The organism is Phocaeicola sp. RTP21198st1_B8_RTP21198_201120 (genome assembly GCF_040929485.1).
GTDB lineage: Bacteria > Bacteroidota > Bacteroidia > Bacteroidales > Bacteroidaceae > Phocaeicola > Phocaeicola dorei.
In genome coordinates this window covers 105,711-128,979 of the sequence record NZ_JBCOCI010000002.1, presented here as the reverse complement: position 1 = coordinate 128,979, position 23,269 = coordinate 105,711, and the positions used below count along the sequence as shown (strand labels likewise).

General features: G+C 43.4%; 19 protein-coding genes and 1 tRNA gene. 2 read left to right on the top strand and 18 right to left on the bottom strand.

Features of this window, described 5'->3' with window-relative positions; all coding sequences use genetic code 11:
- From AB5935_RS01970 to AB5935_RS01945, 6 genes are all read right to left on the bottom strand, one after another.
- Entirely contained in the window at positions 1-1,248 is a 1,248-nt protein-coding gene (locus AB5935_RS01970; RefSeq protein ID WP_149940829.1) for an ATPase, read from the bottom strand.
- The gene (locus tag AB5935_RS01965) at positions 1,245-2,261 is read right to left on the bottom strand and encodes a FimB/Mfa2 family fimbrial subunit (protein ID WP_008654070.1); all 1,017 of its coding nucleotides are present in this window, start codon (positions 2,259-2,261) and stop codon (positions 1,245-1,247) included. Before AB5935_RS01965 ends, AB5935_RS01970 begins: the two co-directional genes overlap by 4 nt.
- A 28-nt stretch (positions 2,262-2,289) precedes the next feature.
- Positions 2,290-3,906: an Mfa1 family fimbria major subunit gene (locus AB5935_RS01960; protein WP_007841692.1), complete on the bottom strand. Its 1,617-nt coding sequence runs from the start codon at positions 3,904-3,906 to the stop codon at positions 2,290-2,292.
- A gap of 23 nt (positions 3,907-3,929) precedes the next feature.
- Positions 3,930-5,348 (bottom strand): DUF3868 domain-containing protein, encoded by a 1,419-nt coding sequence (locus AB5935_RS01955; protein ID WP_007841690.1) that lies wholly within the window; start codon positions 5,346-5,348, stop codon positions 3,930-3,932.
- Positions 5,349-5,360: 12 nt separating this feature from the next.
- Positions 5,361-5,948 carry a DUF3575 domain-containing protein gene (locus tag AB5935_RS01950; protein WP_007834282.1) on the bottom strand — a complete coding sequence of 196 codons (588 nt, stop codon included), beginning with the start codon at positions 5,946-5,948 and terminating at the stop codon, positions 5,361-5,363.
- 657 nt (positions 5,949-6,605) lie between these two features.
- A tRNA-Gln gene (locus AB5935_RS01945) sits at positions 6,606-6,676 on the bottom strand.
- A 134-nt stretch (positions 6,677-6,810) separates the two neighbouring features.
- Between AB5935_RS01945 and AB5935_RS01940 the strand changes: the two genes are divergently transcribed.
- Entirely contained in the window at positions 6,811-10,065 is a 3,255-nt protein-coding gene (locus AB5935_RS01940; RefSeq protein ID WP_038608393.1) for a S41 family peptidase, read from the top strand.
- Between the two features lie 92 nt (positions 10,066-10,157).
- Here the strand turns inward: AB5935_RS01940 and tyrS are convergent, their stop codons facing one another.
- From tyrS to metK, 8 genes are all read right to left on the bottom strand, one after another.
- Positions 10,158-11,450, bottom strand: coding sequence for a tyrosine--tRNA ligase (tyrS, locus tag AB5935_RS01935; protein WP_347145288.1), 1,293 nt, complete (start codon positions 11,448-11,450; stop codon positions 10,158-10,160).
- Positions 11,451-11,528: 78 nt separating this feature from the next.
- Positions 11,529-12,158 (bottom strand): TatD family hydrolase, encoded by a 630-nt coding sequence (locus AB5935_RS01930; RefSeq protein ID WP_007841686.1) that lies wholly within the window; start codon positions 12,156-12,158, stop codon positions 11,529-11,531.
- 14 nt (positions 12,159-12,172) lie between these two features.
- Positions 12,173-12,394 (bottom strand): membrane protein insertion efficiency factor YidD, encoded by a 222-nt coding sequence (yidD, locus tag AB5935_RS01925; RefSeq protein ID WP_005843973.1) that lies wholly within the window; start codon positions 12,392-12,394, stop codon positions 12,173-12,175.
- Positions 12,391-12,783: a ribonuclease P protein component gene (gene rnpA, locus AB5935_RS01920; RefSeq protein WP_007834276.1), complete on the bottom strand. Its 393-nt coding sequence runs from the start codon at positions 12,781-12,783 to the stop codon at positions 12,391-12,393. The genes yidD and rnpA overlap by 4 nt, the downstream gene beginning before the upstream one ends.
- Before the next feature lie 102 nt (positions 12,784-12,885).
- The gene (locus AB5935_RS01915; RefSeq protein WP_007834273.1) at positions 12,886-13,635 is read right to left on the bottom strand and encodes a uroporphyrinogen-III synthase; all 750 of its coding nucleotides are present in this window, start codon (positions 13,633-13,635) and stop codon (positions 12,886-12,888) included.
- A gap of 4 nt (positions 13,636-13,639) precedes the next feature.
- Positions 13,640-14,452: a DUF4271 domain-containing protein gene (locus AB5935_RS01910; protein WP_234246047.1), complete on the bottom strand. Its 813-nt coding sequence runs from the start codon at positions 14,450-14,452 to the stop codon at positions 13,640-13,642.
- Positions 14,449-15,036 carry a TIGR00730 family Rossman fold protein gene (locus AB5935_RS01905; RefSeq protein ID WP_347145289.1) on the bottom strand — a complete coding sequence of 196 codons (588 nt, stop codon included), beginning with the start codon at positions 15,034-15,036 and terminating at the stop codon, positions 14,449-14,451. Before AB5935_RS01905 ends, AB5935_RS01910 begins: the two co-directional genes overlap by 4 nt.
- 114 nt (positions 15,037-15,150) lie before the next feature.
- Positions 15,151-16,443: a methionine adenosyltransferase gene (gene metK, locus AB5935_RS01900; protein WP_007834270.1), complete on the bottom strand. Its 1,293-nt coding sequence runs from the start codon at positions 16,441-16,443 to the stop codon at positions 15,151-15,153.
- Between the two features lie 277 nt (positions 16,444-16,720).
- On the opposite strand from metK, the gene AB5935_RS01895 reads away from it, so the two are divergent.
- Positions 16,721-18,097, top strand: coding sequence for an MFS transporter (locus tag AB5935_RS01895; protein ID WP_007834269.1), 1,377 nt, complete (start codon positions 16,721-16,723; stop codon positions 18,095-18,097).
- 90 nt (positions 18,098-18,187) lie between these two features.
- Here AB5935_RS01895 and AB5935_RS01890 read toward each other — a convergent pair whose 3' ends face one another.
- The 4 genes from AB5935_RS01890 to AB5935_RS01875 all read right to left on the bottom strand — a co-directional run bounded on the left by AB5935_RS01890 (position 18,188) and on the right by AB5935_RS01875 (position 23,243).
- Positions 18,188-19,189, bottom strand: coding sequence for a GRP family sugar transporter (locus tag AB5935_RS01890; protein WP_038605208.1), 1,002 nt, complete (start codon positions 19,187-19,189; stop codon positions 18,188-18,190).
- Positions 19,190-19,225: 36 nt separating this feature from the next.
- Positions 19,226-20,725: an ADP-ribosylglycohydrolase family protein gene (locus AB5935_RS01885; protein WP_250884328.1), complete on the bottom strand. Its 1,500-nt coding sequence runs from the start codon at positions 20,723-20,725 to the stop codon at positions 19,226-19,228.
- Between the two features lie 62 nt (positions 20,726-20,787).
- Positions 20,788-21,711 carry a ribokinase gene (gene rbsK / locus AB5935_RS01880; RefSeq protein ID WP_007847821.1) on the bottom strand — a complete coding sequence of 308 codons (924 nt, stop codon included), beginning with the start codon at positions 21,709-21,711 and terminating at the stop codon, positions 20,788-20,790.
- Between the two features lie 14 nt (positions 21,712-21,725).
- A complete protein-coding gene (locus AB5935_RS01875; RefSeq protein WP_007847823.1) occupies positions 21,726-23,243 on the bottom strand; it encodes a RagB/SusD family nutrient uptake outer membrane protein in 1,518 nt (505 codons plus the stop codon).
- Between the last annotated feature and the right edge of the window lie 26 nt (positions 23,244-23,269).

Below are 23,269 nucleotides of genomic sequence, written 5' to 3'. Positions count from 1 at the left end.
TTATATTCCAAATTCAGGTTCAAGTACCACTTCGCCGTATGGACGCAAATCCACCTGCCATGATATGTCATTCGCATCATTGATGGTGATGCGCACCACCACATGGGTATTGCGAGGCAAAGCAGAAAGATTCGGAAAGAAACTTTCCAAGGTGAACTCCCCGAAGGAAGTGTTTCCGGCCCTGTCGCCTAACACCTCACCACTATTATCCTTTGTATCCAGCGTAATAGCGGTCTTGTAGGAAGTCTTATAATTATTGCCATTCGTATTATCTGAATATGTGTCATTGGCATTCTCATACTTTCCTTCCGACAGGTAGAATGAAGGTAGTTTGACCGGCTCCGTTGATTTTGCTGTCAATTTCTTATTCTCCTTGTATAGCTGATTAAACGGTGTATATTTAGCTGCCGGTACTTGGAAATCAGTCACATTTTCCGCATCATCGTACGTCATACCATTAGGCAGAAGATATTCATGGGAAGCCGACTTATCTATTCTGATTACACTCAACCAGTAATCCCGGCTACTCTTGTTCGTTATCTCATACGTGAATTTTACGGCAGCACGGGTAAGTTTCAATGTGATCTCCTTCTTTTTCAGTACCACTTTCTCACCCTCTTCACCGGTCTGTCCCTGCTCCCCATTGTCAGGTTCCAGACCTTCGTCATCCAGCATCACCGTATGACATTCGCTCATAGGTAGCGGGTGAGTTTTATCGAAAGCCCCCACATTGTCAAACGACAACACAAGCCCTGCCATCTGCTCCTTGGCAAGAAATTTGTCTCCGGGTTTAAAGTCGCCCCAAGCTTTGGATACCCGAGACACCTCACCCTCCACAGCGGGAAGTTCCACCGAAGCACTCCCCTCGTTACCCAGCAGGTAAATAGTCTTTTCCTCATTGCCCTGCACCTTCAGGCGGATTTTTCCATACCGGTCGCTCACAGAAGCATTCTTCAAATCAAGATAGACATTATGTTCCACCCTGCCATCCGGACGAACCAGAATGACACGCAGCGTATGCATCTTCTCGGCTTCCGTCACCTCACCATACATTTCTTCCTCCGCACGTCCGGAAACAGAACGTCCGGATGCGGAAGCATCTCTCAGGGCGACATTGATATCCAGATAGACCGCATCAGGCCCGTTAGATAACGAAAGCCCCTCATCACTTCTGCTGTCACATCCGCACATCAGGAGGAAGCAGACGCCCAGCACGACCACGGTATATCCCCAATCCTTTATTCTCATAATTCTGCATCATTAATTCTTACTATCCAGTCATTGACAACAATATGGGTACGTATCCAATTGTGATTATTATCCAAGAAAAATATCAATGACCAGTTATTTTCACGGTCCAGGAATTCCTGATCACCCATTTTGTCGAAGTGATCACTCTTCAGTAGCAGCAGATACTCGTTCAGCGGAATGTTCAGTACCTGCGCATTGTCACTATTACGGGTGATGGTCAGGCGCGTATGATTGCCGGCAACCAGTCGCGAGGTAGAAAACTCGGCGTATGCCACTGTCACTGTTTCATCACCTTCTTCTGTCACTCCCACTGTACGTTGCCCTTGTGTCCATGGAGCATAGACTTGTCCGCCATTGCTTATCAGACTGTTATCGGGAGCAAACAAGGTGTTGTCATCCGTAATACGGAAAGTAAAGTTCTTGTCGTCCACCTCGCCGCCGTTCATCTGCTGAAGCACCACACGGATGTTGTTGGTGTTCTTCATCAGGTACACAGTCGCTTCCTCGTAAGCGCCATTGTCCACACTCATGTCCAGCGAGCCGTGGAACAAGGGATGCAGATCGGTTTCCGAAACACGTCCGGCATTATGCATCTCTACACGCAAATCCTGCATGATTGAACCGATGCCGGGAACCGCCTTGAACGAAAAAGAGGTTTTCGGACAAGTCAGCCCGCCGTATGCAATGAAATGATAACTACCTTTCTCCAAATCGAGGGTCATGCGGTAATTCTCATCTTTCAGTTCGTCACCTGTACCGATATAAGTAACCAGGTAGTTGCCCTGTTCGTCATAGACCAACAGAGCCAGACAGTCCACCTGCGAATGGAATGCATTGGCATACTCCATATTATAGTCATAGACAAAACGCAAACGGACACCTTGCGAGCAGGGTTCCAGATCATTGTATATGCCATGGCAGGAGGACAACAATGCAGCTACCGCCAGCACGGTGCAAAGCACCATGCCCGGCAATCTTAATGTATGTATGAATCTTGTTGTCTTATTCATTGTTTAATAGGGTATAATAAGTACTTATTTAGAACTCTATGTCATTTATGCGGACCACCCAAGGACGCACTTCTACGGTTACTTCGATGTAGAGGTCATTTCGTTCATCCGGATTGTTCGGATCGAACGGATCGGGATCATCTTTAGGACCCGGCGAGGTAGGATGGCCATAGCCGTTAATTTTGTTCACCATCAGTTTGTACACATTGTTGCGCACCACAGCGAACTCCATCGGTCCCATCAGGTTAGGATCATTATTGTCATTATGACGGTTCCAATAGCAATAATACATTTCATAGTCACCGCTTCCGTTCGGGCGTAAAACAGTGAATCCTGCTTTGCCAAATTCAGCATCGGCAGCGGGTGTTTCCCCTATTTGGGCATAAGCGGCTCTCAGGCTCTCATCTGCGTTGGCAGCATTAGCCACATCTTTCACTTTCTCCCAAGTACCATACAACACATTGTTATATACAAAAATGGGCTGATCACCGGTTACGCCATAAGTTGACTTGTTAAATTGTAGTTTTCCCTTGAAAATCACACCGGTAGAGATACCGTTTTTCTGATTACTGTTAGGAGCAGGGATGGTATTCTCGGTTGCATAACGCCAAATTTTGTATCCGTTGCGATTGCCTGTGTTCCAAGATTCGTCATTGTCTTCTTCGGTCAAAGAAGATATCTTTGTGAATTTATTTTCCCATTCAGCTGCCGATCTAGCAAAAAAGTTATTATAAAAATAGTTACCTTTATAAGTTTCTCCGACATTACCGTTCTTTTCCCTTGCATCCGTGTCCACCACATAGTTGTTTGAAGTTTCCTGTCCACACAAGTCTATATCATCCGCAAGTCCGTTAGCAGACACCCGGCGCAGATGATAGAAACTCTTGCTGATATTGACCATTACCATATCAGTCAGCAGGACTTTGACGCCATTGGTGCTCTCCAGCACATAAGTGTTAGTAGCCTCTGTAGTGGGATAGCTGCTCGCTTTGAAATCAAAACGTGCGCAAGCACGTTCCACCGAGATGGTACCCAGAGAAAGACGATTGGACTCAGTATATTGTTCCCAGTTCCAAATCGTATTCGGGGTAGAATTTGCCACTTTCACCAAATTGTGGTTAGACATCAGGAAAGCGTCTTTTTTCCAGATTTCATCGTTGTCTGTTAATAATTCAGGTTCATCCGACAGCGTATGAATACTATGGGTCAGATCATTGATATTGATAGAAGAAATGGGATTACAGAAAGCATAAGCGTAAATCTCTCCTGTTTTGTATGTCTCCAATGCACTTCTGTCCAAAGTTGTCACAAGTCTGGGGTATTTTCCATCCTCTTTAGGTTCCACATCCAGACGTTGACTGACAATGAGAGATCCGTCAGCCTTTGTCAGCACCAACAATATCTCCTTGACACTATTCTCATAATTCTTGCCCACTTCAGCACCGCCAGTAGAATTGCTTCCGTTTCCATCCTCGCCATCTGTTGTCGTGCTCCTTGAACTGCTTCCCTGCATCAGTTGCACCCCGAATTCCACATATACATCATTCTCAGCATTGGCCGGCTGAGACACATTTGCCTCATCTGAGCATGCCCACAAACACAATGCTGCAAGCCCGGACATCAAAATCTTACTAAACTTTTTCATATTGATTCCTTATTTTCTTATTATTACTTCTTATCAATTTTGTTAATCTGTTCCAGTGCATCGGCAGCCTCTTTCACACCCATGCTTTGTGCCTGCGACAACAAGCGGCGTGCCTGTACATAGTCTTTGTCCAGTCCGGCAAGTACACCGCGCGCATATACCGCCTCAGGCGTGCCGCCTGCCTTTGCCACATACTTACGCGCCGAAACAAGATCACCGCGAGACATCGCCACATTGGAAGCGTTCAGATTTGCCGTAGCATCATCAGGATAGAGACGAACCATGGTTTCGAACACCTCATTATACTCGTCACTGCCTGCCGGATAGCTCTCCGCCACACGATAAAATTCATTCAAACTCAACTTACCCGGGGCAGTACGCCAAATGCGACGCGCCTCTTCTATATCAGTATAAGCACGGACTACATATTCCACCGTATAGTCCGAGTGACGAAGACCGGGATAGACCTCACGAAGCAGAAACTGATAGTCCCGGGGATAACGCGCCTTGATTTTCTGTTCACGTGCATCCGGATCACCACCGCTGTGCACCAACTCCAAAATGCCATAACGATCCGGAAGTGTACAAGTTTTCAAATAACGCTCCAGTCCTGCCCAGTCCTCAGGCTCGTAGTCTGTAGCCATGACACCAGACGGGAAATTATACAAACGCTGTACATAATCCTTCAATGTTTCCGTACGTCCTTGGGCAAGGCGGGTGTTATTGGCATAACTACCCTCAGGAGAAGCATAGCCCTTAATGCGGATAGAAGTGATGCGGGTATCAGCATCATTGCGCACGGTGTCTATCGTGGCACGGATCTTAGCAAGTTCTATCGGATTACGACGGTAATCCTCGTAAATTTCCGTGCGGTTCACTGGAAAATCAATATAAGCGGAACCTTTCAGTTCACGAGTTTTCAGCTCCTCTGCTTTCGGAACACAATAAACAAAGATCGGAGAGAAAATCTTCGGGTGAAAATCCAGCGTAGTCAACGGCGAACGGTCGGACAAAAGTACCTCGCACAAACAACCACACACCTCATCGCCAAGCTCAAGAGTAGCGTCGGCCATCCATTCAGCATATGGCACCATGGCGCTATAATGAATTACCCGGTCATGACCGGCACGAAACAGTGAAATACCCACACCTGGAGCAGCATCATTGCGTAAATGGAAATAATAACGGTTACGACCTGCCAGCACTACAGGAGAAAGAAACAATTCATTATTCTCCGCACGGAGCACAGGAGCAAAAGATACTTCACGGGAAGACGGCATATCAATACCTGCCACATCAATATTCATTGACACAAGCAGATTCTCACCGCTACGAGCAATATTCAGACCGTCTACTTTTACACGTCCCAACGTCAGAATAGTCTGGCTGTTTATTCCTATTATGCAAAATAACAAAAGAAGTATACATAGTAATTTCTTCATAAGCAGTATCTTTTAAAATACGTAGATCAGGTTTAGTGCGACCTTTGTAGGGCCTACATAGTGATGGGATTTGCCATCAATCAGTTTGGTGCCGCAATCGGCACAGGGATAGGCATCGAAACGGGTATAGGCATAACCCACACCGATTTCGGCCTCCACGTTCCAGTAGCGGGAAAGAATCCACGAATAACCGTAAGCAATACCGGCACCTACAAACCATCCTTGATAACGACGATCAGAAAGTTTGGACAAATCACTACCCAAAAACGAAATGTCATTCTTCAGGTTACCCACATTGTATTGTCCACCGTGAGCATGAACGCCCACAAAATGACCGGTAAAACGATCACAGAACCAATAACGTGCCTCAGGTTGCAACATCCAATGTTTCCACGTACGACCATGCGAACGGACCCACCCATTATAGTTGCCTGATACATCAAGCGTCCATCTGGGGGCAAGACCAACCTCAGCACCCAAATTGATAGTGCCTGAGGCGTCATAAAGGATATTGCTCTTCAACGCGATATCCTGCGCCTTCACAAATGCACTTCCACCAAGCAGGAAAGAAAGCAAGATTGCATAATTTTTTAACTTCATTATATCTATAATTTATATCAATTCATGCTACGTTACGATATATCTCTTGGCAAGAGATATACTCTTCATGATTAATACACTGAAATACAGATAGTTATAAAATAAATATCCTTCACCAAATACATATATAAACTTTGATTATCATAACTTTTTATTTCTTTAATATAGAATTATCGTTGTTTTTTATTGCTTATTACCAGTAATTTACGTATTTTTGCAATATACTTTATAGATCTCTTGCCAAGAGATATGTAGATATTGTAACTATTTTTATTTGTCATATTCCCGATATTCAGTACCCTATTCATTCTTATTTTTACTTTAATATAGACAGATACCGCATTCTTTAAATATAGAAGAGAAAAGCAAATATGAATCAAACAACAGAAACAGGAGAAATTTCAAAAATAAATCTGTAGTATAAAAGGAGAATGGCTCTAACTTTTTTATAAAAACAATATCTTAAACACTTAGACTTTTATTTTTGTATCTTTGTTCTTACTCAGACAAGTCACCCAAAGCAATGAGAGCAAATTGTTGGCATCCAATTGGGCCCTGATTATAGGGCTATTTTTAAAACTGTGACGACCGGATACGAAAAAAACCCGTCAAACTATATGTTTAACGGGCTTTTGTTTCATTTCGGATTGAAAATTGTTGGACTACCAAGATTCGAACTTGGACAAACAGAACCAAAACCTGTTGTGCTACCATTACACCATAGTCCAATCATTATGTGCTTTCCTTGGAAAGCGGTGCAAAGATACGTTTTTCCTGCAATATAGTCCAAATATTTTCGCACTTTTTTTTGCAATAAAGTGCAAATGCTTAACTTTGCGTACAAACTAAAAGAAATAAATACATGAAAAAACTTCTAACTTGCCTTGCTTTAAGCCTTGTTGCAGCAAGCAGTTATGCAGCTACACCTTTATGGCTGCGTGACGTGCAAATTTCCCCCGACGGCACGGAAATTGCATTCTGTTATAAAGGAGATATCTATAAAGTACCCTCCAACGGAGGAACTGCCACCCAACTCACTACGCAAGCCTCATATGAGTGTAACCCCATCTGGTCACCGGATAGTAAACAAATTGCCTTCGCCAGTGACCGCAATGGTAATTTCGACCTGTTTGTCATGTCGGCCGATGGCGGAGCAGCCCGGCGTCTTACCACCCATTCGGCTTCCGAAATACCGTCAACCTTCACCACCGACGGCAACTATATCCTGTTCTCGGCCTCCATCCAAGACCCTGCCAACAGTGCCTTGTTCCCTACCTCAGCTATGACAGAACTATACAAAGTCCCTGTAACCGGCGGACGTACCGAACAGGTGCTGGGTACTCCCGCAGAAATGGTCTGCTTTGACAAATCAGGAAAAACATTTCTCTACCAAGACCGCAAAGGTTTTGAAGACGAATGGCGCAAACACCACACCTCGTCCATCACCCGTGACGTATGGTTATATAATTCGGAAAACGGCAAGCATACCAACCTGACCGCCCATGCAGGCGAAGACCGTAACCCTGTATTTGCACCCGACGGACAAACCGTTTATTTCCTGAGCGAACGAAACGGCGGTACATTCAACGTATATTCCTTTCCAATAAGTAGTCCTCAATCATTGGAAACGGTCACCAACTTCAAGACTCATCCGGTCCGCTTCCTGTCAATGGGTAGCAACGGCACTCTCTGTTATACGTATGATGGAGAAATATACACTCAAAAACAAGGAGATAAACCGCAGAAAGTCAAGATCGATATCACCCGTGATGACCAAAATACAATAGCGGATCTGAATTTCAGTAATGGAGCGACCTCAGCTACCGTATCACCGGACGGCAAACAAATTGCTTTCATTGTACGAGGTGAAGTATTCGTCACTTCTGCCGATTATAATACTACCAAGCAAATCACACATACCCCTGCCCGTGAAGCAGGACTTACTTTCTCACCGGACAACCGTACTTTAGCGTACGCCAGTGAACGCAACGGAAACTGGGAACTTTACATGGCCAAGATTGCACGTAAGGAGGAAGCTAACTTCCCCAATGCGACTACCATTGAAGAAGAAGTACTCCTGCCTTCGGACAAGACAGAACGTACCTATCCGCAATTCTCGCCGGACGGGAAGGAACTAGCCTTTATAGAAGACCGTAACCGGTTGATGGTGCTTAATCTGGAAACCAAAAAGGTACGTCAGGTCACTGACGGCTCCACCTGGTTCAGCACCGGCGGTGGCTTTGACTATTCATGGTCACCGGATGGCAAATGGTTCACATTGGAATTTATCGGAAACCGGCATGATCCATATTCCGATATAGGTATGGTGAATGCACAAGGAGGAAAAATTATCAATCTGACCAATAGCGGCTATACCAGTGGCTCCCCCCGCTGGGTACTAGATGGTAATGCCATTTTATTCATTACCGAACGTTATGGTATGCGTGCCCATGCTTCATGGGGATCACTAAACGATGTGATGCTGGTATTTATGAACCAAGATGCGTATGACAAGTTCCGCCTGAGCAAAGAAGATTACGAATTGCAAAAAGAACTGGAAAAAGAACAAAAGAACACAACCGAAACCAAGAAAAACGGTAAAAAGAAAGGTGATAACAAAGAAAAATCCGAAGAGAAGAAAGAGGAAAAAGTAAAGGACATCGTGGTGGAACTGAACAACATCGAGGACCGCATCGTACGCCTTACTCCCAACTCTTCCGATTTGGGGAGCGCCATTATCACAAAAGACGGTGAAACCTTATATTACCTCTCTGCCTTCGAAGGCGGCTATGACCTGTGGAAAATGAATCTGCGCAAGAAAGACACCAAGTTACTCCATAAAATGGATGCCGGATGGGCCAACATGGAAATGGACAAGGATGGAAAGAACTTATTCTTGCTAGGTAGCAACACGATGCAGAAAATGGGTACTAATTCTGAAAGCTTGAAACCCATCAGCTATCAAGCCCACGTGAAGATGGACCTCGCAGCCGAACGTGACTATATGTTCAACCACGTATACAAACAAGAACAAAAACGCTTCTACAACCTGAACATGCACGGAATAGACTGGGATACTATGACCAAAGCCTATCGCAAGTTCCTGCCGCATATCAATAATAATTATGACTTTGCGGAGTTGTTGAGCGAATATCTGGGCGAACTGAACGTTTCACACACAGGAGGACGTTACCGTCCGCGCCTGAAAGGAGATGCCACCGCTACCTTAGGATTATTGTATGACTGGAATCATAATGGCAAAGGTCTGTTGATTTCTGAGGTAGTGGAAAAAGGCCCCTTCGACCACGCCCGTTCCAAAGTGAAAGCCGGAGATATCATTGAAAAGATCGACGGTCAGGAAATCACTCCCGAAAGCGATTACTCTGTTCTGTTGAACGGTAAAGCCAGAAAGAAAACACTGGTTACGCTTTATAACCCGCAGACCAAAGAACGTTGGGAAGAAGTAGTTGTTCCTATCAGCAATGGCGTTTTGAATGACTTACTTTACGCACGCTGGGTAAAACAACGGGCAGCCGATGTAGACAAATGGTCGAACGGCCGTTTGGGATACGTGCACATTGAATCCATGGGAGATGACAGCTTCCGTTCCGTTTATTCAGATATTCTGGGCAAGTACAATAACCGTGAAGGTATCGTCATCGATACCCGTTTCAATGGCGGAGGACGCCTGCACGAGGATATCGAGATTCTATTCAGCGGAAAGAAATACTTTACACAAGTAGTTCGTGGACGTGAAGCTTGCGATATGCCCAGCCGCCGTTGGAACAAACCGAGTATCATGGTGCAGTGCGAGGCTAACTACAGCAACGCACATGGCACTCCATGGGTATATAGCCATCAAAAAATAGGCAAACTGGTAGGTATGCCTGTACCGGGAACCATGACCAGCGTATCTTGGGAAACATTGCAAGATCCGACACTGGTATTCGGCATTCCTGTTATCGGCTATCGCTTGCCGGATGGAAGCTATCTGGAAAACTCACAACTGGAGCCGGATATCAAAGTGGCTAACTCACCGGAAACAGTAGTGAAAGGTGAAGATACCCAGTTGAAAGCTGCGGTAGACGAGTTGTTGAAAGAGATAGACGGGAAATAAGGAGAAAAAAGATACAAAAAACCGGAAGAAGAAAACCTATCATTTCTCCTTCCGGCTTTTATTTTTATCTATAAAAGAAATTCTCTTTTTTCTTATTTGGCAATCACCAAATAATAATTCTTCTTCCCGCGCTGAACCAGCAGGTATTTTTCGTCCAGCAGATCAGCAGTTGTAATTACCTGGTCAAAGGCATTTAATTTCTCCTTATTCAACGAAACACCACCGCCCTGTACAAGCTTACGCATTTCACCTTTTGAAGCGAAAACAGCGGCATTATCAACAAACAGGTCTACTGCTTTCACCCCTTCGGCCAATACATCCTTGGACACTTCAAACTGAGGAACACCTTCGAACACTGCCAGCAACGTGTCTTCATCCAGTTTTTTCAATGCTTCGGAAGTGGCGTTACCAAACAGAATGCCTGATGCCTCAACAGCCGCATTATAATCTTCTTCCGAATGAACCATCACAGTCACTTCCTTAGCCAGACGCTTCTGCAATACACGCAGATGCGGAGCTTCAGCATGTTCTGCTGTCAATGCTTCCACTTCTTCCTGACTCAGTGACGTGAAAATCTTTATATAACGTGCGGCATCCTCGTCACTTACATTCAACCAGAACTGATAGAACTTATAAGGAGAAGTATAACGGGGGTCCAACCAAATATTACCAGATTCAGTCTTACCGAACTTACCACCATCAGCTTTTGTAATCAACGGACAAGTCAATGCAAACACTTCACCGCCATTGGTACGACGAATCAGCTCGGCCCCGGTAGTAATATTACCCCATTGGTCCGAACCACCCATCTGAAGTTTGCAGCCCTTTGTTTCATAAAGATGCAAGAAATCGTATCCCTGCAACAGCTGGTAAGTAAATTCTGTAAATGACAAACCGTCACGAGCCTCACCGTTCAAACGTTTCTGTACAGAATCCTTAGCCATCATATAATTTACGGTGATATGCTTACCTATCTCACGGGCGAAATCAAGGAAAGTAAAGTCCTTCATCCAGTCGTAATTGTTCACCAATTCGGCTTTGTTAGGAGCATCGCTCTCAAAGTCAAGGAACTTAGCCAACTGTTTCTTGATACAAGCCACATTGTGACGCAATGTTTCTTCAGTCAGCAGATTACGTTCCTGCGATTTGCCGGAAGGGTCACCAATCATACCGGTCGCACCGCCCACCAATGCCAACGGCTTGTGACCGCAACGCTGGAAATGACGCAGCATCATCACACCACACAGGTGACCGATATGCAAAGAATCAGCCGTAGGATCAATACCCAGATAAGCTGTTACTTGTTCTTTAGCCAATAACTCCTCGGTGCCCGGCATCATCGTGTGCACCATTCCACGCCATGTTAATTCTTCTACAAAATTCATCGAATGATTATCTATTTAAATGTTTGATTTATACTTTAATGCCACAAAAGTACGACTCTTTATCTGAAGAAACAACTCTTATCGCTGAAAAAAGATTTTCCGTGTGTTTTCACTTATTCTATCACACAACAAGGAGACTGCCACATCTTTCGCCTCTGCCATTTGCCCGATAACCGTGCGGATATCCAGCGGACTTTCATCTGTTTCGGCCAATAAACGCTCTAAAGGCACATTCTGCAGCACATCAGGCTGATACTTTTCCCCCAAGGAGAAATAAATGTCTTCTTGCATCAGCCGACAGGCAATATTCAAATTATTACGGAAACCGTGTACCACCCAGGGCATCTGCGGCCGATACCGCTTTTTCAACTCAATCAGCTCATTAAACGCCTTCACACAATGAATCACCAACGGCTTTCCTACTGACTCACTCAATAAAATTTGTCGGATTAGCACCTCTTTTTGCAGCAAGATATCAGCCGAAGCCAACTTATCCAGACCTGCCTCCCCTATTGCCAAAACAGATGGATGGCCAGCCGCATCCTCCAGCCGTTTCCAATCCTCCGGCTCAGTTTCCAAAACCTTCCACGGATGAATACCTATGGAATAGTAGCAGCCTTCCGCAGGCTCAAATAGTCCGGGTTCTACATTGAGAATATTTTCTCCCGGAATGCCCTCTTTATGATGTGTATGAATATCCAGCAACATAGGAACAACAGATTTTACGGAACCGGATCATAGCCCGACCCACCCCACGGATGACAACGCAATATCCGACGAACCGCCAGGTATAATCCCTTAAAAGGTCCGTGTTTTTTAATAGCCTCAATAGCGTATTCCGAACAGGTAGGTACAAAACGGCATGAAGGAGGAGTCATCGGAGAAATGTACCCCCGATAGAAATAAACGGGCAACAGCAACAGATAGGAAAGTATCTTTTTCATTCCAATCTTTCCACTATATGAAACAGCAACTTCTTCACTTTCTCCTCCACTTCTGCAGAAGAATGAATATGGTTATCCAGCCATATAAAGGCGATAATCAGTCTTTTGTTCCGGGAAGCTAGCGCATCCAGCAACAAATGCTTGTTCTTCCGATAAGCCTCACGTACCTGACGTTTCACCAAATTACGCTTTACCGCACGTTTAAACCGCTTCTTGGGCACACTAATCAGAATAGAAGCTGCCGCCATATCTTCCTCCACAGGCTCTACCGACATATACACCACACGTAGCGGAAAAGCCGGAAAAGACTTGCTTCCACCTAAAAAAAGACGCTCAATCAATGTCTTACTATTCAAACGCTCTTTTTTACCGAGTGTATATTCTACCATAATCTTCTTTCTTTTATTAAAATAAAGAAACCGAGGGTTTCGAATCACAAAGTTACAACTTTATTGATACAAAACCCCCGGTTTTGGGATATAAACTAAAAATTAATCCTTATTGCGCTCGCGGATAAACATATCCAATGCCGCAGTCATGGACGGAGCCTCTACAGTAGGAGCTTCCAAATCCAACCGCAATCCGGCATCCTTTACCGCTTTAGCAGTAGCAGGACCAAAACACCCTATCGCAATTTCCTTTTGGTCGAACTCCGGAAAATTCTTCATCAAAGAATTGATTCCTGCAGGACTGAAAAACAACAGCATATCGTAATCGAACTCTTCCTCGGGAGTAAAATCATTACTTACCGTACGATACATTACTACCTCCGTATGCTGAATTTTATTTTTATCCAATAAAGTTTTGATCTCATCATTGTGTACATCAGACATCGGCACCAAATATTTTTCCGTATTGTGCTTTACGATAGAAGGCACCAAATCTGCGAATTTACCGGTCGCGCCGAAGAATACTTTACGCTTGCGATACTGAACATATTTCTGAATGTACAAAGCAATGGTTTCGGACGTACAGAAATATTTCATTGTTTCGGGCACAGTAACACGCAATTCTGCACACAGATTGAAGAAATGGTCAATAGCGTGCCGCGATGTAAAAATCACAGCGGTATGATCAAGAATAGAGACTTTTTGCTGTCTGAACTCTTTGGCCGACAAGCTCTCAACTTTGATGAACGGGCGGAAATCAATTTTCACACCGTACTTCTCAGCAATATCATAATATGGCGACTTTTCAGAAGTCGGCTTCGGCTGAGATACGAGGACTTTTTTTATTTTCAATGTACTAAAAATTTAAAACCAAAATGTTGTTCGCTAAGATAATCCCTTTCCACAGAACAAAATCAGGGAGTATTTCAAGGGCACAAAAGTACAGAATTAAATGGAAAGCGCCATGAAATTTGTTGAAAAAGTTACTAAAGCACTTATAAAACAGCAGAATTTTAGCAATTATTATAACAAAACCGATAAAATAAGGAGCAATTTGTGGTGACAGATCGAAATACACAATCAAAAGTACAATTGGAAAAAGTAAAAATCCGGCCCCAATTATAACATTAAAGTAAGATTCCAGCCAAATAATATTGCGTGTTTTGTTAAAGAAAATCCAATTTACAAAGCTATAAAGAATCCATTTGATGACAAAGAAAAAAACTATATAACCAATGTAAATACTTAGCAATAAATAATGAGGAACCGTACGGAAAAGGAGCAGGTCGTGATCAGAAAAATAATCGTACACGCAAAAACCGGATAATATACAGGTTTGCAATATCAGCACCAATGTATAACGCACATCAGATGCAGTAGTATCATCAAACAAACTGGCACGCTCTTTAGACAAAGCAAAATTCTTAAATTGCTGTTCAAGGTGTTTCTTGCCATGTGCCAGCACGTATGATACCAGAATAAAACAAAGAAACAACACGCTGGTCACCATCCAGTCCGAACGCAGTTGATAGGGCAACTCCATTCCTCTCATCCCGTCTTCCTTGGACGTATGACACACGTTGTGTGTCAAAGCCGTATCAACACGGCTCTGCTCTTCCGTATAAAGTTGGAGAATATACGCTATTCCGGGATGGCAGGTTTCACTCATATCGCTGCAAATTTACGTATTTCTTTGCTCCAAACAGGCGTTGTATAAAGCAAATTTATTGCTTCTTCGGCTGTTGAAGCCACCTTCCAGATCGCAACATGCTCTTTACGCATAAAATTTTCGTCCACCGCCCTTTGCAGCATTTCAAGCAAAGAGTCATAGAATCCATTGATATTCAAGATGATTATCGGATTTAGGTAAAGTCCCAGCTGCTTCCAGGTGATGATTTCAAGCAATTCCTCCAATGTGCCGCAACCTCCGGGCAATGCAATGACGCCATCGGACAAATCGGCCATCATCCGTTTGCGCTCGTGCATGGTTTCTGTCTCAATCAATCGGGTCAGCCCTGTATGGTGCCATCCCTGCTCCACCATAAAATGAGGGATTACCCCTGTCACCGTACCGCCCACCTCCAATGTTGCATCTGAAGTAGCCGCCATCAGGCCGATACAGCCTGCCCCGTTAATCAGATTGATCTTCTTTTCAGCCAAAAGACGTCCTAATTCTTCCGCTACATCAAAATACACCTTTGCTATCTTTGTGCTGGAGGCACTATATACACATACATTCTTTATATCATTCATATAAATCCTTATGTTTTCGGGCGGATCCAATCCTCCCCTGTCAGTCAATGATGCTCATTGCCGCAGGAACGAATTGAATTCGCCCGTATACATCACCATATTCGAATCCGTTTCTTACAAACCGAACGCTTCCTTTATCTTATCCACATAATCCAACTTCTCCCAAGTGAATAGTTCCACTTCCAGCGTCTTTGCTTCATGATACATGGATTCGTATGTCTTGGTCACTACTTTCGGCTCACGTCCCATGTGACCGTAAGAAGCTGTTTCCTCATAAATAGGATTACGCAGTTTCAAACGCTCTTCAATGGCTTTCGGACGCAGATCGAACAGTTGGTCTATTTTCTTAGCAATCTCTCCGTCGCTCAGTTTCACATTGCTGCGGCCGTACGTATTTACATAGATATTGATAGGACGGGCCACACCAATGGCGTATGACACCTGCACCAGCATTTCATCGGCAACACCGGCAGCAACCATATTCTTTGCGATATGGCGTGCTGCATAAGCAGCACTGCGGTCTACCTTACTGGGGTCTTTTCCTGAGAACGCCCCACCACCGTGAGCACCTTTTCCACCGTATGTATCCACAATAATCTTACGGCCTGTCAAACCGGTATCTCCATGAGGACCGCCGATCACAAACTTACCTGTAGGGTTCACATGATAAACTATCTGGTCATTGAACAAAGCCAATACTTCTTCATTATGAATTTCGGCAATGACACGTGGCATCAGGATTTCAATCACATCCTGACGAATCTTAGCCAACATCTCTTCGTCAGCCTTCAACTGAGCTTCTTTGGAAGAATCAGCCGGAGTTACAAACTCGTCATGCTGGGTAGAAACCACAATCGTATCAATGCGTACCGGTTTGCCGTTATCATCGTATTCAATAGTAACCTGGCTCTTGGCGTCGGGACGGAGATAAGTCATCACTTTCCCTTCACGACGGATTTCGGCCAATACCATCAACAGTTTATGAGCCAAGTCCAGTGACAGCGGCATATAATTTTCCGTTTCATTGGTAGCATAACCAAACATCATTCCCTGGTCGCCTGCCCCTTGATTCATAGGGTCCTCGCGTTCCACGCCACGGTTAATGTCCGCACTTTGTTCGTGAATGGCAGAGAATACGCCGCACGAGTTTCCTTCGAACATATATTCGCTCTTGGTATAGCCGATACGGTTAATCACTTCACGTGCAATGCGCTGCAAATCTACATACGCCTTGGTTTTCACTTCTCCAGCCAGTACCACCTGTCCGGTAGTCACCAGGGTTTCGCAAGCTACTTTCGAACTGGGGTCAAACGCCAACAGTTTGTCAAGCACAGCGTCCGATATTTGATCGGCCACTTTGTCGGGGTGTCCTTCAGACACCGATTCGGATGTGAATAAATATCCCATTCTAATTTGAAAATTAAGAATTAAAAATTAAAAGTTAATTCGTTAACCACCTTGGGAAGTTATCAGAGTAGATAGATGTAAATAAGAAAGTCAATGTATTTTTTAGCATTTTTTTCTGTGGTTGCAAGCTACTCAAATCTCTCCACTGTTTTTAACGGCTGCAAAGATAAGCATTATTCCTTAACCATTCTATAAATTCCCGGTTCTTTAACATTGGAATCGTAATTATTTAGAAGAAATTAAACCTAATCTGGCCGATTTCCGTTATTTTTGCATCATGAGCAAAGAAAAGATCGCATTTATACCTAAACAATATTTTGCGGTGGTAGCCGTACTGCTGGCTATCATGATGTCCGTACTGGACGGAACCATTATGAATATCGCATTACCCACGCTGGCACACGATTTCGATGTCACCCCCGCCAATGCCATCTGGATTATTAATGCCTACCAATTGGTGATTACCATGACCTTACTATCATTTGCCTCATTAGGTGATATTTATGGTTACAGACGAATATTCCTGACTGGTATCTCCATTTTTGTGGGTGCCTCTGCGGCCTGCGCCCTCTCGGACTCTTTCTGGATGCTGACCGTTTCCCGTATCATTCAAGGTTTCGGTGCAGCCTGTGTGATGAGTGTCAATACCGCCCTTATCCGTTTAATTTACCCGCCGCAGATACTAGGACGCGGAATGGGGGTAAATGCCATGGTGGTAGCTGTTTCGGCTGCTGCAGGCCCGTCCATCGCAGGCAGTATCCTGACATTGGGAAGCTGGCATTGGTTATTCGTAATTAATATACCTTTGGGATTGGCTGCATTAGTAATCGGGCATCGGTTATTACCGCATAATCCGGCTTCAGATGTAAAACATAAGTTTGATAGAATCAGTGCAATAGCCAACGCATTGACTTTCGGCTTGTTAATTTATACCTTGGAAGGTTTTGCACACGCTGAGAACAGAAAATTCATTGCCATACAATTGGTATTGTTAATCATAATCGGCACTTATTTCATCCGTCGCCAACTGAAGGAAACAACCCCTATCCTGCCTGTAGATTTGCTGAAGATTCCTATTTTCGCTCTTTCTATCGGTACTTCCATCACTTCATTCACCGCCCAGATGCTGGCTATGGTTTCCTTACCTTTTTTTATGCAGAATATATTGGGATACAGCGCCGTAGAGATCGGTTTGTTACTTACCCCCTGGCCATTGGCTACCATCTTGACCGCACCACTTGCAGGCAGACTGGTAGAGAAAGTACATCCCGGATTGCTAGGAGGTATCGGCATGACTATCTTCGCTACCGGCCTATTCACACTCTATTTGCTTCCCACCCATCCGGCAGAATGGAATATCATCTGGCGAATGGCACTCTGTGGTATGGGCTTCGGGCTGTTCCAGACGCCCAATAATGTAACCATTGTTTCTTCCGCACCCACTCATAGAAGCGGTGGAGCCAGCGGTATGCTAGGTACGGCGCGTCTGTTAGGTCAGACTTTGGGGACCACATTGGTTGCTTTGTTGTTCCGTATATTCGCCGAAGGACATCGGGCGCAGGCTTGTTTGTTATTAGCCATATTCTTTGCCATTGCCGCAGGTGTGGTAAGCAGTATCCGTATGACACAAGCTTCTCCGGCAGGAAAGAAATAAAGGGAAACGGTAAAGGAGGGTATCCCCAATTTGAACACCCTCCTACTTTCAACCAACCTATTTTACAACCTAACCTAAATTTTACCCAACCTATGCTCCGGCATATATTAAAAATCCCAATCCTATAATAAATAGAAAAAACATCGCAATATTCAATTGATTCGAAACCTTTGGAGCACCTTTAAATTCTCTCCAAATCAAAATTCCCCATAAGGCCGAAACTAAAGTTGCCCCTTGTCCAAGTCCATAAGAAATGGCCGCACCAGCTTTTTCCGAGGCTATCATACTGAAAGACTGTCCTACACACCAAACAACACCACCTAGTATGCCTACCATATGCGTAGTCATTGTCCCTTTGAAATAGTCTTTCATAGAAACCGGTTTACCTTCTACCGGATGCTTCATAGCAACAGTATTGAAAATAAAATTACTTAAAAAGACTCCCAGCGCAAAAACAAATACAGCAGTATAAGGGGTCAACTTCCCAACTTCAGGCAAAGCAAAATTGCTCAGATCCATGGAAGCTGCCACAAAACGATAGAAAAAAGACATTATCACCCCTGCCGCTATGGATATAAAGATGCCTTTCGTCGTAAGATTTTTCTGTCCTGTCTGTGCTTTCTTATAAGCAAAGCCGTTTAGTATAATGGCAACAGTAATCAATAAAACACCGACAAAAATATAAAGTGGCTCTCCTTTAGCTGCACCAAAATAATTGATCAGTACCCCTAGCACCAATGCCAATCCTACTCCCAGCGGAAATGCTACAGACATGCCACAAAGAGCAATAGCAGCAGAAAGAAGGATATTGGAGGCATTAAATATTACTCCTCCCAAAAATGCGCTGAAGATATTGCCTGTATCCGCTTGCGTCAGGTCTGCAACAAAACCACGCCCTTCCTCACCTATACTTCCCAAAGTAAAAGCTGAAATAATAGAAAAAAGTAACAATCCTAATACATAGTCCCAATAAAAGAACTCATAACGCCATGTCTTTGCCGCCAGTTTCTGAGTATTTCCCCAAGATCCCCAACAAAGCATTGTCACAAAGCAAAATAATATTGCTATGGAATAATCTTGTATAATAAACATAAGATTAGTGTCTTAAATGGTTAATGGATTCAATAATTAACGCTGGTTTATGCGTGGAGCATCCGAGAATATAATAGTCTTACTACAACGTATATCCGCATCCTCGACAGGATTCAACCATTTAAAGGAAACTGTATGTTTTCCTTTAGGCAAACCATATATCCAGAACAACTCATGGCGTCGTACCCGATAAGATGCAGGCAATTTTATAGTTTCTACCAACTGATCGTCAACAAAAGCTTCTATCACTGCCACATAACTCTCATCTTTCGCCCTGACATTTCCAGCTAAAATCAGTCCGGTCCCCTCAAAAGTGAGATCTCCAACCTCTTTTAAAGTCTTTCCCTGACCACGCCCATAAGCAACCACTTCAACCGGATAAAGTCCTTCAAATGATTTTTCGTAACGGACTGCGGTAGGAGCTTGAGTTTTTATTGTTACGCTCTCCGCTTCTACTTTGCCGCCATTACGTTCTATAACCTGTAAAGCCTGGTCAAAACTCATTTTATAAGCTTTATTTAATGAAATGGTAGTATATGCAAAATCCATATCTTCCACCTCTTTCAGATTAGGCATCCAATATTCCGGAATATGACTATATCCCAGCATAGTTCCCAATATACCTGCAGCTGATGCCGGATTACAATCCGAATCCTGCCCGCAACGGGTAGCAATATCCATTGTCTTGGCAAAATCACCTTGCCCGTACAGTAAACCTATTACAATATAAGCGCTATTAATCGTGGCATCAATATTAAATGGAACAAAGATGCCTTCAGGGCAAGCCTTGTCTTCACTATATTTCTTTTCACATTCCAGCCAAGTCTGCTTCCAGTCATCAGGATATTGCCTATACCATTGAATAACATCATTAATACACTGATAATATAGACTCTGTTGTGGAATTGTTTTCAAAGCCTCAGTTACAATATACTCTATATCATCGGAAACAAAAGCCAGTGTATACATAGCCCCCACATAAACACCACCATACCAACCATCGCCATAATTCATAATATGACCTATTTTATCAGAAATTTCAGATGCTGTATTGGGCATGCCGGGGCTCATCAAACCTGCGTAATCAGCTTCTATCTGATAGTCAATATCGTCAGCATGGGGATTATTCTTCCAATGACCAGATTCGGGAGGCATAATACCATTCAGAATATTGTAACGTGCAGCCTGATTGGCATGCCACAGCACATAACCTGCGTTGGCAAAAGCCACAGCAAATGAATCGACCGGAGCATCCAATCCCAAACGGTCAAATACATCCACAAAGGTCAGATCCATATAAACATCATCATACAAACCCGGTTCATTTTCATAATACCATTTAATATACCCATCCGGCCAATTGATAGGAATATAATCTTGTATCATTGTCCCCGGATATCTGAACTCTGTAGGACCACCATACGTGCAACCTATTGTTTGACCAGCCCATCCTCCTTTAATCTTATCAAATAACTTAGCCTTGGTCATTGTTACTTCAACAGGAACCGCCCGGTTTTGCTTATCTATACAAGCCATACCAGCCAATGCTGATAAAAATAACCAAGTGCATAATAGTACATTCTTTTTCATGTTGTTTTTCATTTTTCAGGGTTAAACACATCCACTTCATTTCTATAAGGTGCTGATGACTGTGCACCTACTCTTGTCACGGCAATTGCCGATGTCTTACAAGCAAAGCGAGTTGCCTCTATCCAATCACGACCTTCGGAAATAGCAAGCACCAATGCTCCATTAAAAATATCGCCTGCCCCCGTTGTATCTACAGCCTTCACTTTATAGGACGGAACCAATTCACAAATAGTGTCAGTACAAACAAACGCTCCTTTCGATCCCATCGTAATTATTACGTTCTTCACCCCTTTAGCTTTTATCAAATTAGCAGCCTTGGTAACCGAATCAATATCCGTGATTTTCTGTCCACAAATAAGTTCTGCTTCCGTTTCATTAGGAGTAATAAGATAAAGAGCACTTAATAGTTCTTCGGACAAAGGTTGGGCAGGAGCAGGATTTAAAATAACTTTTTTATTCTGCTTTTTGGCAACTTTGGCTACATATTCAACCGTTTCCATCGGAATTTCCAATTGCAACAGAATAATATCCGCCTCATCAATAGCAGACCTGGCCTTTGCCAAGTCAGTAGGAGTAAGATTCATATTGGCACCGGGAGCGACAGTTATACAATTTTCAGCTTTATGATCAACCGTAATCATAGCTATACCGGAAGGATATTTGGAATCCGAGAAAATATACGAAGTATCAATCCCTTCATCCTCAAATAATTGATGTGATTGATGACCAAAAACATCTCTACCAGTTTTGCATATGAAAGTAATCTTTCCCCCCAACCGAGCAATGGCAACAGCCTGATTAGCCCCTTTTCCACCCGGATTCATAAAAAAAGTTCCACCTAAAATTGTTTCCCCTAATACTGGAAGATGATCTGTTTGAATCACCATATCAGTATTTGCACTGCCCACAACCAATATTTTTTGTTGTTTCATATCATATATTTTTTTTAATTAGTATATCCAGGTTCTTGTTGTAGGGTAGGATTAGAAAGTAACGCCCAATACGGTATCGGGAACAGTTTTTTGTAATCCTCTGAGGGTTCTTTAAAATCCCAGGCTTTTCCCCATGTTCCGAAACGAATCTGGTCTTGCCTACGCAATCCCTCCCATGCAAATTCACGCCCTCTTTCTGCTAAGATTTCATCCAGGGTCAATTGACTTGCTGTATATTCAGCTACACCTGCCCGCCGCCTTACTTCATTAAATAACGGAAGCGCTTCGGTTGCTTTTCCCATACGTACCAATGCCTCACCTTCCATCATTAACACATCAGCATAACGATAAATCACAAAATCATTACTCATAGAGCCCTGCAAACCATCTTCATATTCATATTTTGCACAACGTGCACCATCTTCCGTTTTAGCCGGATTCTGTGGATCATACAAAGAAGTAACACTGACGTTATAACTGAACGGCTCGCCACGATACATCAGCGGATTACCGCTTTTATCATATTGCGGGCCTGCCAACCATGATTTTCTACGTACATCATTCTCATCATAGCTATTATACAATGACTCAGTGACACAAAAACCATCCCAACAAAAATCAACAATACCAAATGTTTGTTGGCTCAGAGTATACAAGGTTTCCTGATGTAGCTTGAAATTATAAGTCCAATCACCCGAAGTTTGGACATTATCATATACCACTACCATAATGTTCTCCTTTGAATTCTCGTTATTAACTTTGAAATTGGCAAAATAATCAGACTCCAGTGTCATACCCAGTTTTCTTACCTTCGCGCAAACATCTACTGTTTCCTGCCACATCTCTTTACCAATCCATTCCTCCGCATTAATATAGAGCTTGGCTAATACTGTATATGCCATAGCCTGAGTCGGTCGTCCATAGTTACTGGTAGCCGGTATAGCCGGAAGGGCTTCTACGTTTTCCTTCAGTTCCTTTTCAATCCACGGGAACAAGAATTGGCGGTCTTTTTGTGGTGGTAATCCCTCATCTTTAAAATTATCAGTAAAAGGTATGTTGCCGAATAAATCAATGCCATTCATATAGAACCACGCACGCATTACTTTTACTTCGGCAATCAAATTGGGTTTGGAAGCAAAATCCACTGGAGATTCCTCAATCATGTAAAGAATCTGATTGCATAAGGCCACCCCTCCAAAAATAAAATCCCAAGCATTGTTATTCACATGCGAATGGAAGTTATGGGAGTGCAAATCAATCCACACGCCATTATCCCACCAAAGATTGCCCTCGCGGAACGGACAAATGGCCTCATCAGCACTGATAGTCAGTGCCCCCCACATATTAAAATAATGAGTATATTGTTTCATATAATCATAAATCCGTCCAATATTCATCACCATCTCCTGCTCGTTCTTAAAGAAATCATCAGTTTGAATATATGAATAAACGTCTTCATCCAGATTGGTACAAGACTGGAAACAATTGCCGGTACATACAGCCAACAAAGCAGATATAACTATTTTTTTCATGAGATACAATTTAACAGGTTAATCCA